Here is a 20674-nt window from a genome sequence, read left to right on the forward strand (position 1 = left end):
TCAGGGCCAGCCGCACGAACCGGGGCGAAGTCATTGGACTTGGCGAATTCGTAGTTAATGATGTCGTTTGCCCCTCAGACACTGCTAGCATCGGCGCTGGATTTTTTACCAGACCAAGCCGATAAGTTACCCATGCTTGAGACGACAGCAACGCCAAGGAACGCATCGCTGCACCCGCCACTGGATACGCGCTACCAGGTCGAAACCCCCGAGGGCATCGACCTGCCTCTGCGGCCTGCGGGGTTGCTGGTGCGCACCCTGGCCTTCAGTCTCGACCTGGGCATCCGCGGGCTAATACTGGGCCTGCTGTTCATCATCCTGGGCTTTTTCGACGAAGTCGGCGTCGGCCTCGGCTCGATCCTGCTGTTCCTCATCAGTTGGTGGTACATGGTGCTGTTCGAGGTGCTGAACCAGGGACGCTCCCCTGGCAAGCAACTGATGGGACTGCGAGTGGTGCAGGACGACGGCACCCCGATTGGCTGGAGTGCCTCCCTGACCCGCAACCTGCTGCGCTTTGCCGACATGCTGCCTTTCGGCTATTTCCTCGGCGCCATCAGTTGCCTGCAGCACCCGACCTTCAAACGCCTCGGCGATCTGGCCGCCGGCACCCTGGTGATCTACCGCGAGCAGCCGGTCAAACGCCCCGAACTGCCGTCAGCCGTCCCCCGCACTGCGCCCTTCGCCCTGAGCCTGAATGAGCAACGGGCGATCCTCGGCTTTGCCGAGCGCCAGGGCCAGCTGTCGGCCGAACGTACCCGGGAACTGGCCGGCATCCTCGCGCAACCGCTGCATGTACCCAGTGCCCAGGCCACGGCCGAACTCAATGGCATTGCCCGCGGCTTCCTGGGAACCCCATGAAACAAAGCCTTTTCGAACACCGCCACCAGGCGCAATGGCAGCAGTTCGAGCAGTTGCTCGAGCGTCTGGAACATGGCCGGGCCAAAGCCGAGGAATGCCAGAGCTTCGTCCAGGACTACCGACGCCTGTGCCAGCATCTGGCCCTGGCCGAAGAACGCGGCTACAGCAGCTACCTGATCGATCCGCTGCAACAGCTGGCCCTGCGTGGCCACCAGCAGCTGTACCGACAGCGCAGCGCCTTCGGGGCCAATCTGTTGAGTTTCGTGCTGGCCGGTTTCCCCCGTCTGGTGCGTCAGGAGTGGCGCCTGGTGCTGCTGGCCAGCCTGCTGTTCTTCGGCAGCCTGCTGGCCATCGGGGTGCTGGTGTACCTGTTTCCCGATCTGATCTACAGCCTGGTGAGCCCGCAGCAAGTCAGCGAGATGCAGAGCATGTACGACCCTACCGCCGGGCGCCTGGGGCGGGCCGCCGAACGGGCCTCGAGCGAAGACTGGGTGATGTTCGGCTACTACATCATGCACAACATCGGGATCGCCTTTCAGACCTTTGCCAGCGGCCTGCTGTTCGGCGTGGGCAGTGTGTTCTTCCTGTTTTTCAACGGCCTGATGATAGGCGCCATTGCCGGCCACCTGACCCAGATCGGCTTCGGCCAGACCTTCTGGCCGTTCGTGATCGGCCACGGCGCCTTTGAACTCAGCGCCATTGCCCTGTCTGGCGCCGCCGGGCTGAAGCTTGGCTGGGCCTTGATCGCGCCAGGCCGCCTGACCCGCGGCGAAGCCCTGCTGCAAGCCGCGCGCGTCAGCGTGCAACTGATCTACGGCGTCATCGGCTTCTTGCTGATCGCCGCCTTTGTCGAAGCCTACTGGTCCTCCATGACCTGGCCGGCCGCCTGGGTCAAATACAGCGTCGGCAGTGCCCTTTGGGGCCTGGTGGCGGCCTACCTGACCCTGGCCGGACGTGAATCCCATGCGCCTGAGTGATGCCAGCGTGGTGATCCGCCCCCGCAGCGCCTGGGAGGCCATGGACCTGGGCGTGCTACTGAGCCAGCGTCATCGGCGCTTGCTGATGACCAGTTGGGCCATCGTCAGCCTGCCAGTGTTCGCCCTGCTGAGCCTGCTGCTCTGGGAATCGCCGTCGCTGGCGATCCTGCTGTTCTGGTGGCTGAAGCCGGCCTTCGAACGCCTGCCGCTGTTTATTCTGTCTAAAGCCCTGTTCGGTGAAACACCCAGCCTGGGGCAAGCGCTGAAACAATGGCCTCGCCTGCTCAAGCCGCAACTGCTGGCCAGCCTGACCTGGCGTCGCTTCAGCATGAGCCGCAGCTTCACCCTGCCGGTGGTACAACTTGAAGGCCTGAGCGCCGATGCCCGGCAACAACGCCTGGCGGTGCTGCTACAGAAAAATGCCGGTGCCGCGCGCTGGCTGACCCTGATTGGCATGCACCTGGAAGGCGCCCTGTGGATTGGCCTGATGGTGCTGTTCTACCTGCTGCTGCCACAACAGGTCGAAGTGGACTGGAGCTGGCAGAGCCTGATGATCGCCGCCCAACAGGACTGGCTATGGCTGGAACACCTGACCAACGTCTTCTACGCCCTGGTCCTGGTGATCTGGGAGCCGATCTACGTGGCCTGCGGTTTCAGCCTGTACCTGAACCGACGCACCGAGCTGGAGGCCTGGGACATCGAGCTGGTATTCCGTCGCCTGCGCCAGCGCCTGACCGGTGCCAGCACGCTGCTCTTGCTCGCCGGCCTGCTGTTCCTGGCACCGACCCAAGCGCTCTGGGCCGCCGCCCCCAGCAGTTCCGCGGCCGGCCCCGAGACCCCGCGGCTGCTGCAGCAACCGCTGACCAGCAAGGCCTCCAGGGACAGCATCCAGGCCATCCTGGACAAGCCCCCCTTCAAGAACCAGGAGTCGGTCACACGCTATCGTTTCGGTGACGAACAAGCCCAGAAGAAGGACGCCAAGGGCAAGCCTCCAGGCTGGCTCAAGAACCTGCTGGAAAGCCTGGGCAAGGACAGTTTCGGCGGGGTCGCCAAGGGCCTGGAGATTCTGCTCTGGGGGTTGCTGCTGGCGGCCCTGGGCTGGCTGATCTGGCGTTACCGCGCTTGGCTGCAGGCCTTCGTCAGCCGTCGTCCGCTGCCGCGCAAGAAACGCCCCGCGGCCATGCCCCAGCAGTTGTTCGGGCTGGAAGTCAGCAGCGAAACCCTGCCCGCCGATGTCGCCGCCCGCGCCGCTGAACTCTGGGCCAGCCAGCCCCGGGAAGCCTTGGGCCTGCTGTACCGGGCGCTGCTCAGCCGCTTGCTGGAAGACTTCCACCTGCCCCTCAGCGTGGCCGATACCGAAGGCCAGGTGCTGGAGCGCATCAAGGCGCTGCAGCAGCCACAATTGGAGGCTTTCAGCATCAGCCTGACCCGCCACTGGCAGAACATGGCGTACGGTCATCAGGTACCCGGCGCCGATCTGCAACCACAGCTGTGCGGCGCCTGGCGCAGCCTGTTCGGCCCCGGAGCACAGCCATGAAGCGCTACCTGTGGGGCGGCCTGGTCCTGCTCCTGGCTCTGGTGCTCGGGGCCGGCGGCTATTACCTGTATCGCCATGCCACGCCCTATCAGGAAATGGTCGATCACGGCCCCTCCCCCGAGGCCCGGGCCAACCCCTACCTGGCGGCCGAGATGTTCCTGCGCGAACGTGGCCTCAAGGTGCAACACGCCAATAGCCTGGACGTCCTGGCCAGCTTGCCCCCGGCCGGCAACAGCCTGTTGCTGCTGGGGGAGCGCTCGAACATGAGCCCGCCCCAGGTCGACCAGCTCCTGGAGTGGGCCCGCGCCGGCGGCCGCCTGCTCTTCGTCGCCGAGGCCCTGTGGGACGAGGACAGCCAGAAAAGCGGCGACCTGCTGCTGGACCGGGTGCAGATCCACCAGCAGCTCAGCCAGGACCTTGACGAGCCACCGGAGCCGGAAGCCGACGATGCCTATCCGAAGCTGACCAAGGTCTACCTGGAAGACGAACAGGCTCCGGCCTACATCAGTTTCGACACCGACTTCCACCTGGACGACCCGCAAAGCCTGGCGCAATCCTGGGCCAACAGCGGCGTGGCGACCCACATGATCCAGCTTGAATACGGCAAGGGCGCGGTCATCGTGCTCACCGATGCCGATATCTGGAAAGCCCCGGCCATCGGCCTGTACGACAACGCCTGGCTGCTGTGGTACCTCAATACCGATAGCGCCGTGACGCTGCTGTTCAATACCGATCACCCGGACCTCTGGCAGTTGCTCTGGCGCTATTTCCCCCAGGCGCTGGTAGCCCTGGCCCTGCTGCTCGGCCTGTGGCTCTGGCAGGCCGGCGTGCGCCACGGGCCGTTGCTGGCTCCGGCCCCCAAGGCGCGGCGTCAACTGCGTGAACACCTGCGGGCCAGTGCCGACTTCCTGCTGCGCCATGCTGGCCAGGGTGCGTTGCTGCAGGCCCTGCAACTGGATATCCGGCGCCGTGCACGGCGCCGCCACCCGGGCTTCGAGCAATTGCCGGCCGAGGCCCAGTGGGACGTGCTGGCCCTGCTCAGCCAACAACCTGTCGAGGCCATTCGACAGGCCCTGCAACCCTTGTCCGGACAGCGCCTTTCCAGCGTTGATTTCAGCCACCAGGTCGCCCGCCTGCAAACTCTCAGGAATGCCCTATGATCCGGCACCTTGTAACCGTTAGATATTGCGTCTATAAAAAACAGACCTTCACGAGTTCATAGCCTGAGATGGTGCTTGAGGGTGCGATCCAATAGCTCTCACTCTGTCAAAGCAGACAAAAGCTTTGGGGGTCTGGTCAGTGCAGGGGACGGCAGATGGAGCTTGTGTGGGCTACAGAGGACCTGGTGATCGCTGGGCAACCCTATCCGGGTTTCCCCATTCTGCTTTGGGACTCGATGGAGAGTTGCGTCCCGGCCAATCAATTCTTCCGTCACTACCTGCTTCGCGGAACTATTGGCTCCAAGCGTTCCTGGCCCAGCACTGGTCGCGCGCTATACGACTTCTTCAGCTTCCTCCAGGCCCATGAGCTGGACTGGCGCGACGTTGATCGTGGCGAGGCCAAGAGCCTTGTGGCGGCATATCGGGACTACTGCCTGGTGACGTGCGAACTGACACCCAACACCACTCGCCAGCGCCTGCATTACATCTGCAAATTCTACGAACTCGCGCTAAAGGAGGGGTGGGTGAAGCGCCTGCCCTTCGCCTATGAAGAACGTACTGTGAGGCGCAGAGCAGGCTTCCTTGCGCATGTCGATGCCAGCGGTGGCAAGGCCATGGCAAACGATGTGATGCCACGTAGCCAAAAAACGCTGCCCAAGTTCCTGAGCTTGGCGGAGGTCAAGGCGCTCCTGGCCGCAGCGGAGAACCCCCATCACCGGATGATGATGCGCCTAGCGCTGCATACAGGTCTGCGCCGCGAGGAAATCGCCGCCTTCCCACTGACCTATGTTTTCGACCCGGACAAGGCGGTACGAACCGAGCGCAACCTCCGCGTTCTTCTCGATCCATTTGATGGTAGCGGCATGGTGACCAAGGGCAGCAAGCCGAGAGAGATTTACATCAGTCGCCAGTTCATGGCCGAACTCTATCGCTATGTGACGAAGGTGCGCGGCGAGCGTGCCTCGCTGGGCAAAAGCCCGCAAAGGGCGCTATTTCTCAACCAGTTCGGGCAACCCTATGGACTGGACGGCAAGAGCCTCAACCGGATCATCAGCGGAACCGGCAAGCGGACTGGAATCAAGGTCCATACGCACATGCTCCGACATACCTATGCCACCCATACCCTAGTCAGCTTTCAACGCAACCCTGCGAGCGGGCTGGAGCCTCTGGTATTCGTGCAGCGGCAACTCGGTCACAGTTCGATTCAGACGACCATGGTGTACCTGCATCTGGTCACCGAAATGGCCGACGAGGCGGTGCTAGCCTATGACGACGAATTGAACGCACTGGCGGGGGCCGCCTGATGGGCAAGCGCAAGGTATTTGCCAAGACCGACCTCAGCATTCCTCAAGTCGAGCACGGCCAAGACGTGGCCGGCAATGTGGTCATTCTTCCTGGGGCCATTCCTCAGACAAACACCACGATCGAATTCGGGCGGAACGCCTCGCCCCTCCGGCGCTTCGACTTTGCCCGCTGGTACGACTCCAGCATCAACCCCATCACCTACGCCTGCCAGCGACAGGTCGAACGCTTCCTTGCCGGCCAGGATGGTGCCGTCACGGCCCGAACTGTGGTTGGCTACTGCATTGGGCTGCGCTATTTCCTCGACTATTGTGTACTACGGGCGACGGCTTTTGGCCGTGATTTGGCCCTGACCGATGTGAACAGGGACCTGATCGACGGCTATCTCGGCCATCTGGCCGGGCTTGGCGTGGCGACCACAGCTCAGAAGTCCCTCTACACGCAGACCAAGTCCGTGCTGCTGGCCTTGGGGCGGCGTGGATTGATCCCCTTAGTCACCTCCGGCGACGCGGCCACCTTCCCACGCACCCCCTTCCCGAACAGCAATCGCAAGGTCAAGGGTGAGACGGCGCTATCCAAGCGCGAGCGGCAAGCGTTCGTGGTGGCGCTGAGGCAAGCAATCAAGCCGATCTGGGCCGACGACGCGCCTGTGACCGGCGAACTACTATCTTGCGCCCTGCTGGTGGTGGCGCTGCACACTGGACGCAATGCGACGCCCCTCCTGGAAATGGGCCGCGACTGCCTGCGCCCGCATCCCAAGGACAACATCGTGCTCCTGACGCTGTGGAAGCGTCGCGGCTACAACACCAGCAAGGTGGCTCTGCGCGCCGAGTCGGACGCCGAGCGCCTTCTGGAATCTACGCCGAGCGTGAGAATCAACGTAGAGCGCCTGATCCGCCGTGTGATGGCTCTGACCGCCCCTCTGGACGCAGAAACTCCGGACGACCTCAAAGGCCGCGTATGGCTGTATCGCGCTCGCAGCGGCAAGGGTATCGGTCAAGTCACCACGCTGAACATAGGAACATTGGCTCAGGCAACAAACCACCTCGTAGCCGAACATGGCTTGACTGACAACGATGGAAAGCCGCTACGCATCAATATTTCGCGCCTGCGAAAAACCTTCGCCAATCGCATCTTCGAGCTGACCGATGGAGATTTGGCGATCACCGCTTCGGCCCTCGGTAATACCTTGCAGGTGGCAGACCAAAGCTACCTAAAGCCCGATGAGAATGCCTGTCGCAACTGGCAGTTCATGGGCGAGGTACTGGTGCAGGAGTTGCTGACTCAAACTATCGGTGCGTCCTACAGGGACACTCCCATGGGCCACTGCGCCGACTCAGAAAATGGCCAGTACGCTCCGAAGCACGAGGGCGAGACTTGCATGAATTTCATGAACTGCCTGCGCTGCAGGCACTATGCGGTGACCGCAGAGGACTTGTACAAGCTGTTCAGCTTCTACTTCCGCGTGCTGGCCGAGCGCTCGCGCATTGATAAGCGACGCTGGACACGGGAGTACGCCCACATCCCCCGCTTGATCGACCACTACATCGTTGCTGAGGGGCTGCGGCGTGGCATCTTCAAGCCCGCAGCCGTGGAAACCGCCCGTGAGCGTGCTCGCACCCTGCCCCACCCGTTCTGGTCGGTTGATCTGATCGACAGCCTGGAGGTCTTTGCATGAGGGAAAACACCTTGTTGGCGTTACCTCACTCCGACCTTACCGCTCAACCGGGCGATGCACGTGGGCTCCCCAAATCCGAACGCGACGCTCTGATCATCAGTACTACTCAGGTCGATGGGCTGTGGGTCATTCTCAGCCGCTATGGCGACGACGCTTGGCAGCTCGACGGCTTCAGCAGCAACACGCAGACCAATAAGAAATGGCTGGATTTCAACACCATGCCGCAGGCGTTTCGAGGGGTGATAAAAGCAATCCTGTACCGCTATCTACGGCGCGGGCGTTACGGAGTAAGCCGACCTAAAGGCGGCGGGGTACGACAATTTTTCTCTGATACAAGACCATTCCTGCGCCACCTGCAGACGCTCGAAATCGACCATTTGGGTGCGGTAACCCCCCTCGTCTGCTCGACTTATGTTGCCGCCTGCAAGGCACACCGGCAGAGCAGCCGATCCAAGGGCAAGCCGCTGTCGCAAAGTGGGCTGAATAGTCGTTTCAAGGCTGTCGAAGCACTGTATGAACTTAGTCAGTACACAGATGACCCGATGCTGCAGCATCCCTGGCCCGATACTTCCGCGCAGGCGATAGCTGGACTTACCGGTAACGGCGCAATCCGTAAGCAGGGTGGCAAGACACCTCTGATCCCCGATGATGTGTTCTGCGTTTTGTTCGAGCAGGCCTACCAGCAGATTGAGCGCGGCCAGCACCTGCTTGACCTGCGAGATGCGTTAGATGCCCTCGCGACGCAGCGAAAGGGACTAAGCATCTGGGGCGTCATTTGGGCCAAGAACCGCCACTTAACCTCCCTTGGATGGGAGGACGGTCTGAAAGCCTTCAACAAAGCACTGACCGACCTGCGCACGGCCTGCTACATCGTCCTGGCCAGCACCTCCGGCTGTCGCAACCACGAACTGGCCAATGTGCAGTCCGGCGCGCACCACCGCACCCAGGATGATGAAGGCACTGTCTACCACTGGATGCGCTCTCGCTCGGACAAGACAGATACAGGTGTGCATGACTGGATGATCCCCGAGGCCGCTGTGCGTGCCCTGCGCCTGATGGAGCGCTGGGCTACACCTTATCAGGCCATGATCTCCGCCGAGATCGCACAGCGGCGCCGCACCAACCCTCATGACCCGCAAATCGCCGAGGCGCAAAAGCACCGCTATGCGCTCTTTCTCAGTCTAGATTTCAACGGGAGCACTCAGGCTCACACGCTGTCAGGCTGGTCATGGAGCGTAAACCTGAAGACGTTCGCCAAAAGTTGCGGGTTGAGCTGGAACCTTGCCAGTCACCAGTTCCGCCGCAAGTTCGCTAACTACGCCGCACACAGCCGCTTCGGTGACCTGCGCTACCTCAAGGAGCATTTCTCACACTGGTCGGTGGACATGACCTTGGGCTACGCCATGGACGACAGTTGGGGACAGCACCTTGACCTTGAACTGTATGAGGATATTCAGGCGGAGCTGGAAGACATCAAGCTCGGCGTCGTCGATAACTGGCTGGGTGAAGCCCCCCTGGCCGGCGGCTATGGCCGGGCAATCAAGCAGTGGCAGCGGGAGCCACAGAATCTGCTGATTTTCAAAGATCGCGCCTCAATGCTGAAGTCTATTGCCGAGAGCACCGCTATTCGCAGCAACGGCCATGCCTGGTGTACGGCGGACAATGACGGTTGCGTCGGCAGTACCCTGGAACGCACCCGCTGCGGTAACTGCAACAATGCCGTGATCGGCCCCTGGCACGCGCCCATCTACCAGGGACTCTACGATGATCTGAAAGAGCTGCTGCAGTGCTCGGATATTGGCGAGGGAGGCCGCCAGCGCGTTGAGCGCGACCTTAATCGCTGTCGAGATGTACTGATCCAGTTGGGTATGGCCCCGGAGGCCCTGACCGCATGAAGCCCAAGGACAAAGCAATCAACTACAAGCCGGCTGAGAATCGGGAGAAGGATCTGAAGCTCGCCCTATACCGTATCCAGAAGGGCCGTGCCCACACTGGTGAAACCAAGGTCACCATCGCCGCAGTAGCCCGCGAGGCCGGCGTGTCGACGGCGCTGATCCACAACTACTACCGAGGCATTGCCGAGGCTATCCGCGAGGCGCAAGGGCGCTCCAGTCGCGCCATGCGTGATGTGAAACACCAGGACTTGATTGCCGAGCGAAAAAAGTCCGCAGCCTACCGTCAGGAGATCGAGGAACTACGGGCTAAGGTCGCAAATCTCGCGTCCATCAATGAGATGCTATTGGACGAGAACCGTGTGTTAAAAGCTAAGATGGGTGACCGGAAGATGGTCGATCTGGCCGCGAAGAAGCCGCATAGATAGGTCGATTCGTAGGGTGCACGAAAGAAATATTCGTCTATTGACGGGGCATTAATGCACCACCTTTGTTTGTCCGCAGGGAGAGGGATACTGTGAGTAGCTGCGGGCATCAAGCCGGGAAAATAATGGTCAAAAAAAGGAGAAAAGGATGAGTCTGGCTTGGCCATACCCCGGTGCACGCTGGTGGAAATTCGACTTTCACACGCACACCCCAGCATCCAAGGATACATGCGCTTGGCAAGCTGCCATCGGCACGCCTGATGAACTGACTCCGCAGAAGTGGCTACTCAAGTACATGGCCGCCGAAATCGACTGTGTGGCAGTCACTGACCATAACAGCGGTGAGTGGGTAGACCGACTCAAGGCAGCCTACACCGACATGAAGCGTTTGGCGGATATGGGTACCCCATCTGAAGGTTTCCGCGAACTTCATCTATTCCCCGGCGTGGAGATATCTGTTCAAGGTGGTTTCCATCTGCTGGCCCTATTCGACCCGTCCGCCTCCAGCCAAACCATTAGTGATTTACTGGCCAAAGTGGACTACGACGGAACGCGCGGTGACAGCGATGGTGTCACCCGCGAAGGTGCCGGCAAGGTGGTCGGACGTGTTATTGCCGAAGGCGGCATCGCCATTCCGGCGCATGTGGAGGGTGACAAAGGACTGTTACAAGTCGAGCCGGGTACACGCAAGTGCTTGCTAGATAGCACCACCGTCAAACAGATTCTCCAAGAGCCAGGCATCTTGGCCTTAGAGTGGACCGCGTCCAACAGCCCTAATCCCGTAGTGCTGGATGAGATGAAACTACACTTTGCCAGTGTGGTAGGTAGCGATTGCCATAGCTTCCGGGGCTCGGCCGTACCTGGTTCGCGTTACACTTGGATCAAGATGGCCAAACCTAGTTTGGAAGGTCTGCGCTTAGCACTGCTGGATGGGCAGGAAGTTTCAGTTCGCCGTAGTGATCAAAGCAACGGCTTTACGCCGTTCAATACGCCCGAACATTTCATTGAATCGATTGAAATCCAGAACGCACGCTACATGGGGCGTGGCAAAGCGGCCGCTAGCCTGCCACTCAACCCCTATTTCAATGCACTGATCGGTGGTCGCGGCACTGGTAAGTCAACGATCGTGCATGCCCTACGCCTCGCCTATCGGCGGGAAAGCGAATTGCCGCGAACATCGGAGGCAGGACAAACCTTCAGCAAGTTCAGCGTAGTTGCCAAGACCGGAAATGATGATGGCGGCCTGCTCACAGATACAGCCGTCTCTGTTCGGGTACATCGTGACGGCTCAGCCTATCGCCTGATTTGGCGACAAGACGGCCAAGGGCATGCAGTGGAGGAATGGGATACCACCACTTCGGACTTCAAGCCCTCGGACAGCCAAGCCATCAACGAGCAGCGCTTCCCTGTAAGGCTGTTCAGTCAGGGACAGATTGCAGCTTTGGCTAGCGACAGCCAGCAAGCTTTGTTGAAAGTAATCGACGATGCCGCTGATACGCGGGCGCAAAAAGCGGCGTTCGAGGAGGCCAAAAGTGCTTTTCTGGCATCCCGGGCGCAGATGCGCGAGCTGGAGGGTAAGCTGCTAGGCCGTGAGTCACTGACGCTATCCCTGCAGGACATACAGCGCAAACTAGCTCGCTTCGAGGGCGCGGATCATACGGTGGTGCTGAAAAACTACCAACACACCAGCCAACAAAGCCGTGAGCTTGAACGCCACCTTGACGCATCCGCCGAACTGGCTGCCCGGTTGAAGAAAGTCGCTGCTGATTTGCAGTCGGACGACTTGCAAGAAGGGTTGTTTGACGCCCAAGAAGACGGTCCGGCGCTAGTATTTGTTCAAACGCTAAAAGCGGCTATCGACAAAACGAGGCTGGATATCGAGAACGCTGCTTCGGCGCTGCAAGCGCGTGGGCAAGCCCTCAGGGGCGAGCTGGAGGCAACGCCTTGGTTCACTCGAATCGGCTCAGCCAAGACAGCCTATGACCAACTCAAGGCCAATCTGCAGCAACAGGGAGTCAGCGACCCCAGCGAGTATGGACGCCTGGTGCAGGAAAAGCAGCGGCTGGAAACCGAACTGAAGCGCTTAGACGCTTTGCAGAAGCAACTTGCTGACCTACGCGAAAAAGCGATGTCGCAATTGGAGCAAGTGCAGACAGTGCGCCGCACCATAAGTACTCAGCGCAATACGTTCCTGCAGGCAACGCTACGCGATAACCCTTTTGTACGCATCGAACTGATCCCTTACAGCCGAGATATCCAGGGTATCGAACGATCACTGCGGGAGGTGCTTGGTGTAGCCGATGGCAAATATGCTGACGACTTGTACCAAGACCAGGATGGCTCCGCCCGAAAGGGGCTGATAGCAGACCTGATGGCCGCACTCGATCTTGTCGAGAAGCCAGGTGAGTGGGACACACTTAACTTTGAGCAATCACTGATGGCTCAAAAAAAACGTCTATCTCAGGCATGCCGCGGCAAGGCTGAGTTTGGTGGATGGTTCAATAAGTTCTTGAAGGCTGAGACGGACAAGCGCCCAGAGTTTATGGATCACATCTTGTGCTGGTTCCCAGACGACGGCCTACAGGTGGAGTACAGTCGCAAAGGTGACGGCCGAGACTTCCAATCCATCGGACAAGCCTCTGCCGGACAGCGCGCAGCAGCCATGCTGGCCTTTCTGCTCGCCCATGGCACCGAGCCCTTGGTGCTTGATCAACCAGAGGACGACTTGGACAATCACCTTATCTATGGATTGGTGGTTCAGCAGATTCGATCTAACAAGCTGCGTCGTCAGTTGATCATCGTGACTCACAACCCGAACATCGTTGTAAACGGCGATGCCGAATTAATCCATGTACTGGACTTCAACCACCAGTGCCATGTGAAGCAGGCTGGCTCTCTACAAGAGCAGGTCATGCGCCAAGAGGTATGCCAAGTGATGGAAGGTGGTGAAGAGGCATTTGAGAAACGCTACCAGCGCTTGGGAAGAGAGGTTTGAAAGCCAGTCAAGCAGCTCCGGGGCAGACCAGACTGCTAGTCGTATCGTAAGGAGAGATCTAATGGCATGCCCAAGGGGGGCCGCGGCACCCGACGCACACACGCAGAAACGACTATTTGCCGCATCAGCAGGCTATTGCCAAAACCCTAGCTGCTCCAATCCGTTGTTCTCGGATGAGCGCGGAAAATCTATCCACATCGCCGAAATGGCTCACGTATACGCCGCCAGTGATAACGGCCCTCGCGGCGATTCTGCTATGACAGAAGAAGCGCGTGGCTCATTCGACAATCTGATCGTACTATGCGCCAACTGCCATACACGGGTAGATAAGGCGCCTGAGGCTTTCCCTGACACGATGATGCACGAGTGGAAGCGCGAGCACGCCCGTAAACTTGAGCACGTGTTCGGCATCATACGGCTCGATAGTCGAGCTGAAGTCCGCAAACTGATTGAGCCCTTGCTTACTGAGAACCACACAATTTTCAATCAGTATGGCCCTCACGTTGAAACTGCTTGGAATCCTGAAAGCGGGATTGCTGAGCAGTGGGAGCGTAAAATGCTCTCTAGAATCATCCCTAATAACCAGAAAATACTGGCTATTCTTGACGCCAATCGCCACCTCGCAAAACCACTCGAACGGACAGCCTTAGAGCTTTTTCGCCAGCATGTGGACGACCTACAGGTTTTCCACCTCCAACGGATTCGGCAAGATGGCACTCGTTTTCCTGAAGGCTTCGCCGCGATCATGGAGGAGTAACAAATGGCTAGCCCAATAGAGTGGGTCATCAACAAGATCAGCGAAGGCACCGATCTTGTGTTACTAGACCGCCCTGCTGCAGACCTTATCGTTGTCCGAGCGACGAGGGATCAATACGGCACTGTACTGGCTGGAGTGATTGGAGTCAGAACAGAAATTACCGCAACACATGTGCAGCCACTTTTTGCCAGCAGCCCGCCGCCAGCATTCATTGTCAATATCCCTACCACAACACCATGGCGGGGCGATGCGATTCACCTGATCCATAGATCGGATGCAGCTTTTGGCTCATTAGGAGATCTTGCGAGGGCAGCGCACCTGGAGTTCCCGGGCTCCTATCGTGAACGAGAGACAGACTTCTTCCATACGGCGATTCGTGACCATACGAACGTATCAGGGGTCACAATGACCTATGACAAAGTATTTAGAGTCGAGCGGCATAGGGGGGATCCACTTACGATCGCGATGGTCAACGCTTACCACATAAGTGCAGAGGATGTTCGTAACGCGCGAGCACGCTATGGAGAATTCGACATCGCGGTAAAGGTAAATGGGCATGGATCCGTCACCACTGCAGCGGAGCAAGCAGCTGCAACTTTCGGTGCGCAGGCGCTGACGTTTGGTGAAATGATGAGTCGCCTGCGCCATTGAATCCCAGGGATGCTGTCGAGGCGCTTATCGACATCGCTTCCGGGATTGGCTCGCCATGTACGGGAAGCGAATGGTATTTGTTTGGCTCAATTGCCCATGGTGCCTTAGCGCCTAACGACATAGACCTCATGATCTTGTGTGTTGACGACGCGCAAGCAGACTTGCTCCGGACTGCGATCAACACAGATATCTTAGATCTACCGCTCGATCTTTCGCTCCTAACCTATGAAGAGGCAGTTGAGATTGATGCCATTGGCCAACAGAAAGCTCAGAAGTTCTTCCCTGATGGCTTAGTGGTCGGCAAAGACGCTGAACGCCCATAGCAGCGAAAAAAGGATAGATTTATTTTCCGTCTCTAGCGCCCACTATTGGCCGGTGGCTGTCCGTACCGAGAGGTGGTTCAAAGATATCTACGAAATTAGGCTCAGTTCAGTGCAATAACACAACACGCAATAAATATGGCCATACGATCACGAACGGACAAACATAACCCCTTATGCATTCCCCCAAATGGAAGCTGACCGTCATGACCTGACCTCCACTTCTGGCGAGTACTCAAAATGATGGCGATCATTATGGGATTGCAATTGTGCAGGCCGGCAGTCACCCGTTCTGTACGTAAAAAGCCCGAAAAAATTAGATTAGGTAAGCGCTTGATTTATGGAAGATAAAACGCAGCTAACAGTTAGTAAGGCTCCGGAACCTCAGGTCCATGCTGCCCAGCAGCGCCAGCGGGCCAGCCAGCTGGCTCAGGCGGTGCGCCAGGAACTGCAGAAGGCGGTGATCGGCCAGGAAGCGGTCATCGATGATGTGCTGACCGCCCTGATCGCTGGCGGCCATGTGCTGCTCGAAGGCGTCCCCGGGCTCGGCAAGACCCTGCTGGTACGAGCCCTGGCCCGCTGCTTTGGCGGCGAGTTCGCGCGCATCCAGTTCACCCCCGACCTGATGCCCAGCGACGTCACCGGGCATGCGGTATACGACCTGCAGACCGAGCAATTCAAGCTGCGCAAGGGCCCGCTGTTCACCAACCTGCTGCTGGCGGACGAGATCAACCGCGCGCCGGCCAAGACCCAGGCCGCCCTGCTGGAAGCCATGCAGGAACGTCAGGTCACCCTCGAAGGCCGAGCGCTGCCCATCGCCCAGCCGTTCATGGTACTGGCTACCCAGAACCCCATCGAACAGGAAGGCACCTACCCGCTGCCGGAGGCTGAGCTGGATCGCTTCATGCTCAAGCTGCGCATGGACTACCCGGATGCCGAACAAGAACTGACCATGGTCCGCCAGGTGACACGCTCGACACGCGCCGACATGCTCGACGTACAGCCTCTGCGCACCGTACTCCAGGCCAAGGACGTACTGGCCCTGCAGCGCATCGCCAGCGAACTACCCCTGGACGAGCAGGTGCTCGATTATGCCGTGCGCCTGGCCCGGGCCACCCGCAGTTGGCCAGGCCTGACCCTGGGCGCCGGCCCCCGCGCCTCCATTGCCCTGGTGCGCGGCGCTCGTGCCCGAGCCCTGCTGCGTGGCGGCGAATTCGTGATTCCCGATGACATCAAGGGCTGCGCCATGGCCGTGCTGCGGCATCGAGTGCGGGTCGCCCCGGAACTGGACATCGAAGGCCTGTCGGTGGAACAGGTGCTCAAGCAGATGCTCGAACAGATTCCGGCACCGCGCCTGTGAGCCGCCCACGCCAATGAAGCCGACCCGTCTGCTGTTGATCTGGCTGGGTACTTTGACCGGCCTGTACACCCTGCTCGGCGCCGCCCGCGCCCTGGGCAGCGAGGCCCTGCCGCGCCTGGACTCGATTGCCTGGGGCCTGCTGCTGGCGTTGTTGCTGCTGGCATTGCTGGACGCCCTGCGCCTGCTGCGCGTGGCCTCGCCGCAGATCCAGCGCCAGCTACCCGGCAGCCTGCCCCTGGGCCGCTGGAGCGAAGTGCAACTGGAGATCCTACACGACTACCGGCAACCACTGGATGTGCAGCTGTTCGACCACCCGCCCCAGGGCCTGGGCTTCGAGCACCTGCCGCAGTCCACGCGCTTGGAGCCGGGGCAGGTCAGCCGGATCGGCTATAACGTGCGCCCACTGCAGCGCGGCCACTTCAATTTCGACCAGTGCGAAGTCAGCCTGCCCAGCCCTCTCGGATTATGGAGCGCCAGGCGCCTGCTCAAGGTGCACGACAGCACCCGGGTCTACCCGGACTTCGCCCGGCTCTACGGCGCGCAATTGCTGGCGGTGGACAACTGGCTCAGCCAACTCGGTGTGCGCCAACGGCAACGCCGCGGCCTGGGCCTGGAGTTCAACCAACTGCGGGAGTTTCGCGAAGGCGACAGCCTGCGGCAGATCGATTGGAAGGCCACGGCCCGCCAACGCGCGCCCATCGTCCGGGAGTACCAGGACGAACGCGACCAGCAGATCATCTTCATGCTCGACTGCGGGCGCCGCATGCGCAGCCAGGATGGCGAGCTGGCGCACTTCGACCACGCCCTCAATGCCTGCCTGCTGCTGAGCTATGTCGCCCTGCGCCAGGGCGATGCGGTGGGCCTGTACAGCTTTGCCGGGGAACGCTCGCGCTACCTTGCACCGGTCAAGGGCTCGGCCCAGTTGAGCGTGCTGCTCAATGGCGTCTACGACCTGGACACCAGCCAGCGCCCCGCCGATTACCAGGCCGCCGCCAGCGAGCTGCTGGCCCGGCAGAAACGCCGGGCACTGGTGGTGCTGATTACCAACCTGCGGGACGAGGATGACCAGGAACTGCTGACGGCGGTCAAGCGCATCGGCCGCCAGCATCGGGTGCTGGTGGCCAGCCTGCGCGAAGAGGTGCTCGACCAGTTGCGCCAGAGCCCGGTGCAAACCCTGCCCGAAGCCCTGGCCTACAGCGCGACGGTGAACTACCTGAACAGCCGCGCCGAGCTGCACGAACGCCTGAGCGCCCACGGCGTCGCCCTGCTCGACGCCCGCCCGGGAGAACTGGGGGCCGAACTGGTCAGCCGCTATCTGAGCTGGAAGAAAGCCGGCAGCCTGTAGCTGCTGCCGAGCGCCTCAGGCCGAGGTCTGCAACGGGTGAAAGCTGAAGTAATGACGCAACGCCTGCTCCAGCTCGACAAACTCCGAACCGGCCCGCAACAGGCTGAAACCGCTGTCGTAGTGGTGCGGCGTCAGGTCCTCATGACACCAGAGGCAGCAGGCACTGAAGTCGATGAACTGCACCTGGCCGTCACCGCCGGGGACTTTCACCCGCAAGTCGAATTCGGCACCGATCAGCATCGGCAACTGGCTGATCAGCATCAGCCCGTCGGCCGACAGGTTGCCAAGGAAACCCACCGGCTTGTCAGTGAAACGATTGAATACTTTTAAAAAGGACGGCAATTGGTGCCGCTCGATCCGAGGTTCCATGAACATGCTGGGTATCGCTATGAAAGGTCATTAAGCATGACCGCACTAGTGCTTCTGAACAGGCCCTGATATCGGCCCGCCCTCCCGGATTCGATGCGCGAGGAAGACTGCCAGAAGGATTCCAACGCCACTGCCACCAGCCGGGCCGGGGCAGTTTTCGAACAGCCTGTGCAGATGTTAGCTCAAGCACGAGGGGCAATTACACAGCCCCCTAGTGAATCTCTTTTACAACGCCGTGCGACGAACTTGAGCGGCGCCATTTGCCGGGTAGTGCCCCAACTGTTGCAGGGTATCCAGGCGAGCCCGGGCGCGAAACGCGTACTCGCTGGTGGGGTACTGGGTAATGATGAACTGGTAGGTCTGCGCGGCATCGACGAACAACTTCTGGCGCTCCAGGCATTGCCCGCGCAGCATCGACACTTCCGGCTGGATGTAGCGACGGGCACGGCTGTCACGGTCGACCTGGCTCAACTCGAGCATCACGCTCTCGCAGTTGCCGCGGTCATAAGCGCGGTAGGCGTTATTCAAATGATGGTCCATGGACCAGCGGGTACAGCCGACAACACTGACGGCCAGGGCAGCAATGAGTACGAATCGCATGGGGTATCTCCTGTCTTGTGCAGTGTATCGACTCATCGGCAAAAATCTTCAAGGTTGTTGCGGTAAACAAACAAAGCAATAAGTAGTGCAAACGAACAATGACTACAACTTCGGAGCATAGTAGCCTCTCGTTGCGCTTGAACTCAGGAGTCCGTGCATGTCCGTTCGTCGTACCAAAATCGTTGCCACCCTTGGCCCGGCCAGTAACTCGCCGGAAGTTCTCGAACAGCTGATTCTCGCGGGCCTGGATGTTGCCCGCCTGAACTTCTCCCACGGCACTCCGGACGAGCACAAGGCTCGCGCCAAACTGGTCCGCGACCTGGCAGCCAAGCACGGCCGCTTCGTGGCCATCCTCGGCGACCTGCAGGGCCCGAAGATCCGCATCGCCAAATTCGCCAACAAGCGCATCGAGCTGAAGATCGGTGACAAGTTCACCTTCTCCACCAGCCATCCGCTGACCGAAGGCACCCAGGATATCGTCGGCATCGACTACCCGGATCTGGTCAAGGACTGCGGCGTGGGCGACGAGCTGCTGCTGGACGACGGCCGCGTGGTGATGCGTGTGGAAACCGCCACCGCCACCGAATTGCATTGCGTGGTGACCATCGGCGGCCCGCTGTCCGACCACAAGGGCATCAACCGTCGTGGTGGTGGCCTGACCGCTCCGGCCCTGACCGAGAAAGACAAGGCCGACATCAAGCTCGCGGCCGAGATGGAAGTCGATTACCTGGCCGTGTCCTTCCCACGGGACGCCGCCGACATGGAATACGCGCGCAAGCTGCGTGACGAAGCCGGTGGTACTGCCTGGCTGGTAGCGAAGATCGAACGCGCCGAAGCGGTGGCCGACGACGAAACCCTCGACGGCCTGATCAAGGCCAGCGACGCGGTCATGGTTGCCCGTGGCGACCTGGGCGTGGAAATCGGCGACGCCGAGCTGGTGGGTATCCAGAAGAAAATCATTCTGCACGCCCGTCGCCACAACAAGGCGGTAATCGTTGCGACCCAGATGATGGAGTCGATGATCCAGAACCCGATGCCGACCCGCGCCGAAGTGTCCGACGTGGCCAACGCCGTGCTCGACTACACCGATGCGGTAATGCTCTCGGCGGAAAGCGCCGCCGGTGCCTACCCGCTGGAAGCGGTGCAGGCCATGGCGCGGATCTGCGTCGGTGCGGAAAAGCACCCCACCAGCAAGACCTCCAGCCACCGCATGGGCAAGGTGTTCGAAAGCTGCGACCAGAGCATCGCCCTGGCTGCCATGTACACCGCCAACCACTTCCCGGGCGTGAAGGCGATCATCGCCCTGACCGAAAGTGGCTACACCCCGCTGATCATGTCGCGCATTCGCTCCTCGGTGCCGATCTACGCCTACTCCCCGCACCGTGAAACCCAGGCTCGCGCAGCCATGTTCCGTGGCGTCTATACCATCCCGTTCGACCCGGCTTCCCTGCCGCCCGAGCAGGTCAGCCAGGCAGCGATCGATGAGCTGCTCAAGCGCGGTGTCGTAGAGAAAGGCGACTGGGTGATTCTCACCAAGGGCGACAGCTACCACACCACCGGTGGCACCAACGGCATGAAGATCCTGCACGTGGGCGACCCGATGGTCTGAGTCTTCGCCTTGCTGAACAAAAAGCCCCGGTGCCGAAAACACCGGGGCTTTTTCATGCCCGCGTAAAACCGCTGTCTACGGCTTCAGCCCTTGCTGAGAAACCCGGACAACGCGGCGATAGCTTCAGGGGACTGCAGGCGCCGGGTGAATTCCACGCCCTCTTGCTCAATGACCTGGCGCAGTTGCTCGCGGTCCGGCGCCTTCATCAGGCGCTTGCTCACCTGCACCGCTTCGGGCGCCAACTGGCTGAAACGCAAGGCCGCCTCCCGGGCCTTGGCCAAGGTGGCCACACCATCCCCCAGGGCGGCGCTGGCAATCCCCCAGGCGGCGGCCTGTTCGCCACTGAAGCCTTCGCCCAGCAACAGCAACTCCGCCGCCTTGGCCTGCCCCAGCAAGCGCGGCAGGATCAGGCTCGAACCAAATTCCGGGCACAGCCCCAGGTTGACGAACGGCATGCGCAGCCGTGCATCGCGACTGACATAGACCAGATCGCAATGCAGCAGCATCGTGGTGCCGATGCCTACTGCCGCGCCGGCCACTGCGGCCACCACCGGCTTGCGGCATTGCACAAGGCTGCGCATGAAGCGAAACACCGGGCTGTCGAGGTCCCTGGGCGGTTGCTGGAGGAAGTCAGCGATGTCATTGCCGGCGGTAAAGCATTCGCTGCTGCCGCAGATCATCACGGCGTTGATCTCGGGATCGCCATCGGCCTCGCTCAGGGCGTCGGCCAGGCGAGCGTACATGGCGCGGGTCAGGGCGTTTTTCTTGTCGGGACGGTTCAGGCGCAGGGTCAGCAGCCCGCCCTCACGTTGCAACTCGATGGCATCGGTCATGGGGAT

Annotated in this window: 18 protein-coding genes; 15 read left to right on the forward strand and 3 right to left on the reverse strand. The window is 60.5% G+C overall.

What is annotated here, in order from left to right:
- Positions 1-132 precede the first annotated feature (132 nt).
- The 14 genes from ABCR88_RS25690 (at position 133) to ABCR88_RS25755 (ending at position 17257) form a co-directional block, all read left to right on the forward strand.
- The gene (locus ABCR88_RS25690) at positions 133-858 is read left to right on the forward strand and encodes an RDD family protein (RefSeq protein WP_350023148.1); all 726 of its coding nucleotides are present in this window, start codon (positions 133-135) and stop codon (positions 856-858) included.
- A complete protein-coding gene (locus ABCR88_RS25695; RefSeq protein WP_015636782.1) occupies positions 855-1835 on the forward strand; it encodes a stage II sporulation protein M in 981 nt (326 codons plus the stop codon). Before ABCR88_RS25690 ends, ABCR88_RS25695 begins: the two co-directional genes overlap by 4 nt.
- Positions 1822-3372, forward strand: a complete 1551-nt coding sequence (locus ABCR88_RS25700) for a DUF4129 domain-containing protein (protein ID WP_350023149.1) — start codon at positions 1822-1824, stop codon at positions 3370-3372. The genes ABCR88_RS25695 and ABCR88_RS25700 overlap by 14 nt, the downstream gene beginning before the upstream one ends.
- The gene (locus ABCR88_RS25705; protein ID WP_325985156.1) at positions 3369-4532 is read left to right on the forward strand and encodes a DUF4350 domain-containing protein; all 1164 of its coding nucleotides are present in this window, start codon (positions 3369-3371) and stop codon (positions 4530-4532) included. The genes ABCR88_RS25700 and ABCR88_RS25705 overlap by 4 nt, the downstream gene beginning before the upstream one ends.
- Before the next feature lie 155 nt (positions 4533-4687).
- Positions 4688-5836, forward strand: coding sequence for a tyrosine-type recombinase/integrase (locus ABCR88_RS25710; RefSeq protein ID WP_350403660.1), 1149 nt, complete (start codon positions 4688-4690; stop codon positions 5834-5836).
- The gene (locus ABCR88_RS25715) at positions 5836-7512 is read left to right on the forward strand and encodes a hypothetical protein (RefSeq protein WP_350403661.1); all 1677 of its coding nucleotides are present in this window, start codon (positions 5836-5838) and stop codon (positions 7510-7512) included. Before ABCR88_RS25710 ends, ABCR88_RS25715 begins: the two co-directional genes overlap by 1 nt.
- On the forward strand, positions 7509-9407 hold the full coding sequence (locus ABCR88_RS25720; protein WP_350403662.1) for an integrase: 1899 nt from the start codon (positions 7509-7511) through the stop codon (positions 9405-9407). The genes ABCR88_RS25715 and ABCR88_RS25720 overlap by 4 nt, the downstream gene beginning before the upstream one ends.
- Positions 9404-9832 carry a TetR family transcriptional regulator gene (locus tag ABCR88_RS25725; RefSeq protein ID WP_350403663.1) on the forward strand — a complete coding sequence of 143 codons (429 nt, stop codon included), beginning with the start codon at positions 9404-9406 and terminating at the stop codon, positions 9830-9832. Before ABCR88_RS25720 ends, ABCR88_RS25725 begins: the two co-directional genes overlap by 4 nt.
- A 145-nt stretch (positions 9833-9977) precedes the next feature.
- The gene (locus ABCR88_RS25730) at positions 9978-12824 is read left to right on the forward strand and encodes a TrlF family AAA-like ATPase (protein ID WP_350403664.1); all 2847 of its coding nucleotides are present in this window, start codon (positions 9978-9980) and stop codon (positions 12822-12824) included.
- Between the two features lie 61 nt (positions 12825-12885).
- Positions 12886-13581 carry a hypothetical protein gene (locus ABCR88_RS25735; protein WP_350403665.1) on the forward strand — a complete coding sequence of 232 codons (696 nt, stop codon included), beginning with the start codon at positions 12886-12888 and terminating at the stop codon, positions 13579-13581.
- A 3-nt stretch (positions 13582-13584) separates the two neighbouring features.
- Positions 13585-14232, forward strand: coding sequence for a hypothetical protein (locus tag ABCR88_RS25740; protein ID WP_350403666.1), 648 nt, complete (start codon positions 13585-13587; stop codon positions 14230-14232).
- Complete coding sequence (locus ABCR88_RS25745) at positions 14229-14555, forward strand: hypothetical protein (protein ID WP_350403667.1); 327 nt, start codon at positions 14229-14231, stop codon at positions 14553-14555. Before ABCR88_RS25740 ends, ABCR88_RS25745 begins: the two co-directional genes overlap by 4 nt.
- A gap of 337 nt (positions 14556-14892) precedes the next feature.
- Entirely contained in the window at positions 14893-15912 is a 1020-nt protein-coding gene (locus ABCR88_RS25750; protein ID WP_350403668.1) for a MoxR family ATPase, read from the forward strand.
- 13 nt (positions 15913-15925) lie between these two features.
- Positions 15926-17257: a DUF58 domain-containing protein gene (locus ABCR88_RS25755; protein ID WP_011063048.1), complete on the forward strand. Its 1332-nt coding sequence runs from the start codon at positions 15926-15928 to the stop codon at positions 17255-17257.
- Positions 17258-17272: 15 nt separating this feature from the next.
- On the opposite strand, the gene ABCR88_RS25760 is transcribed toward ABCR88_RS25755, so the two are convergent.
- Both ABCR88_RS25760 and ABCR88_RS25765 read right to left on the reverse strand, forming a co-directional pair.
- Positions 17273-17632 carry a PilZ domain-containing protein gene (locus ABCR88_RS25760; protein ID WP_232641835.1) on the reverse strand — a complete coding sequence of 120 codons (360 nt, stop codon included), beginning with the start codon at positions 17630-17632 and terminating at the stop codon, positions 17273-17275.
- Positions 17633-17851: 219 nt separating this feature from the next.
- Positions 17852-18226, reverse strand: coding sequence for a hypothetical protein (locus tag ABCR88_RS25765; RefSeq protein ID WP_011063050.1), 375 nt, complete (start codon positions 18224-18226; stop codon positions 17852-17854).
- A gap of 157 nt (positions 18227-18383) precedes the next feature.
- Here ABCR88_RS25765 and pyk point away from each other — a divergent pair, with 157 nt between their 5' ends.
- Positions 18384-19835: a pyruvate kinase gene (gene pyk / locus ABCR88_RS25770; protein ID WP_011063051.1), complete on the forward strand. Its 1452-nt coding sequence runs from the start codon at positions 18384-18386 to the stop codon at positions 19833-19835.
- An 83-nt stretch (positions 19836-19918) separates the two neighbouring features.
- On the opposite strand, the gene ABCR88_RS25775 is transcribed toward pyk, so the two are convergent.
- Positions 19919-20668 (reverse strand): enoyl-CoA hydratase-related protein, encoded by a 750-nt coding sequence (locus ABCR88_RS25775; RefSeq protein ID WP_019094621.1) that lies wholly within the window; start codon positions 20666-20668, stop codon positions 19919-19921.
- Positions 20669-20674 lie beyond the last annotated feature (6 nt).

The organism is Pseudomonas sp. W17 (assembly GCF_040268305.1).
Classification (GTDB): Bacteria; Pseudomonadota; Gammaproteobacteria; order Pseudomonadales; family Pseudomonadaceae; genus Aquipseudomonas; species Aquipseudomonas protegens.

What these genes read in the sequence shown, in the direction of transcription:
- ABCR88_RS25750 (WP_350403668.1), top strand. Translation starts at nt 14,893, where the DNA reads ATGGAAGATAAAACGCAGCTAACAGTTAGTAAGGCTCCGGAACCTCAG.
- ABCR88_RS25700 (WP_350023149.1), top strand. Translation starts at nt 1,822, where the DNA reads ATGCGCCTGAGTGATGCCAGCGTGGTGATCCGCCCCCGCAGCGCCTGG.
- ABCR88_RS25690 (WP_350023148.1), top strand. Translation starts at nt 133, where the DNA reads ATGCTTGAGACGACAGCAACGCCAAGGAACGCATCGCTGCACCCGCCA.
- ABCR88_RS25730 (WP_350403664.1), top strand. Translation starts at nt 9,978, where the DNA reads ATGAGTCTGGCTTGGCCATACCCCGGTGCACGCTGGTGGAAATTCGAC.
- ABCR88_RS25765 (WP_011063050.1), bottom strand. Translation starts at nt 18,226, where the DNA reads ATGCGATTCGTACTCATTGCTGCCCTGGCCGTCAGTGTTGTCGGCTGT.
- ABCR88_RS25720 (WP_350403662.1), top strand. Translation starts at nt 7,509, where the DNA reads ATGAGGGAAAACACCTTGTTGGCGTTACCTCACTCCGACCTTACCGCT.
- ABCR88_RS25715 (WP_350403661.1), top strand. Translation starts at nt 5,836, where the DNA reads ATGGGCAAGCGCAAGGTATTTGCCAAGACCGACCTCAGCATTCCTCAA.
- ABCR88_RS25755 (WP_011063048.1), top strand. Translation starts at nt 15,926, where the DNA reads ATGAAGCCGACCCGTCTGCTGTTGATCTGGCTGGGTACTTTGACCGGC.
- ABCR88_RS25705 (WP_325985156.1), top strand. Translation starts at nt 3,369, where the DNA reads ATGAAGCGCTACCTGTGGGGCGGCCTGGTCCTGCTCCTGGCTCTGGTG.
- ABCR88_RS25710 (WP_350403660.1), top strand. Translation starts at nt 4,688, where the DNA reads ATGGAGCTTGTGTGGGCTACAGAGGACCTGGTGATCGCTGGGCAACCC.
- ABCR88_RS25695 (WP_015636782.1), top strand. Translation starts at nt 855, where the DNA reads ATGAAACAAAGCCTTTTCGAACACCGCCACCAGGCGCAATGGCAGCAG.
- ABCR88_RS25740 (WP_350403666.1), top strand. Translation starts at nt 13,585, where the DNA reads ATGGCTAGCCCAATAGAGTGGGTCATCAACAAGATCAGCGAAGGCACC.
- ABCR88_RS25775 (WP_019094621.1), bottom strand. Translation starts at nt 20,668, where the DNA reads ATGACCGATGCCATCGAGTTGCAACGTGAGGGCGGGCTGCTGACCCTG.
- pyk (WP_011063051.1), top strand. Translation starts at nt 18,384, where the DNA reads ATGTCCGTTCGTCGTACCAAAATCGTTGCCACCCTTGGCCCGGCCAGT.
- ABCR88_RS25725 (WP_350403663.1), top strand. Translation starts at nt 9,404, where the DNA reads ATGAAGCCCAAGGACAAAGCAATCAACTACAAGCCGGCTGAGAATCGG.
- ABCR88_RS25760 (WP_232641835.1), bottom strand. Translation starts at nt 17,632, where the DNA reads ATGTTCATGGAACCTCGGATCGAGCGGCACCAATTGCCGTCCTTTTTA.
- ABCR88_RS25735 (WP_350403665.1), top strand. Translation starts at nt 12,886, where the DNA reads ATGGCATGCCCAAGGGGGGCCGCGGCACCCGACGCACACACGCAGAAA.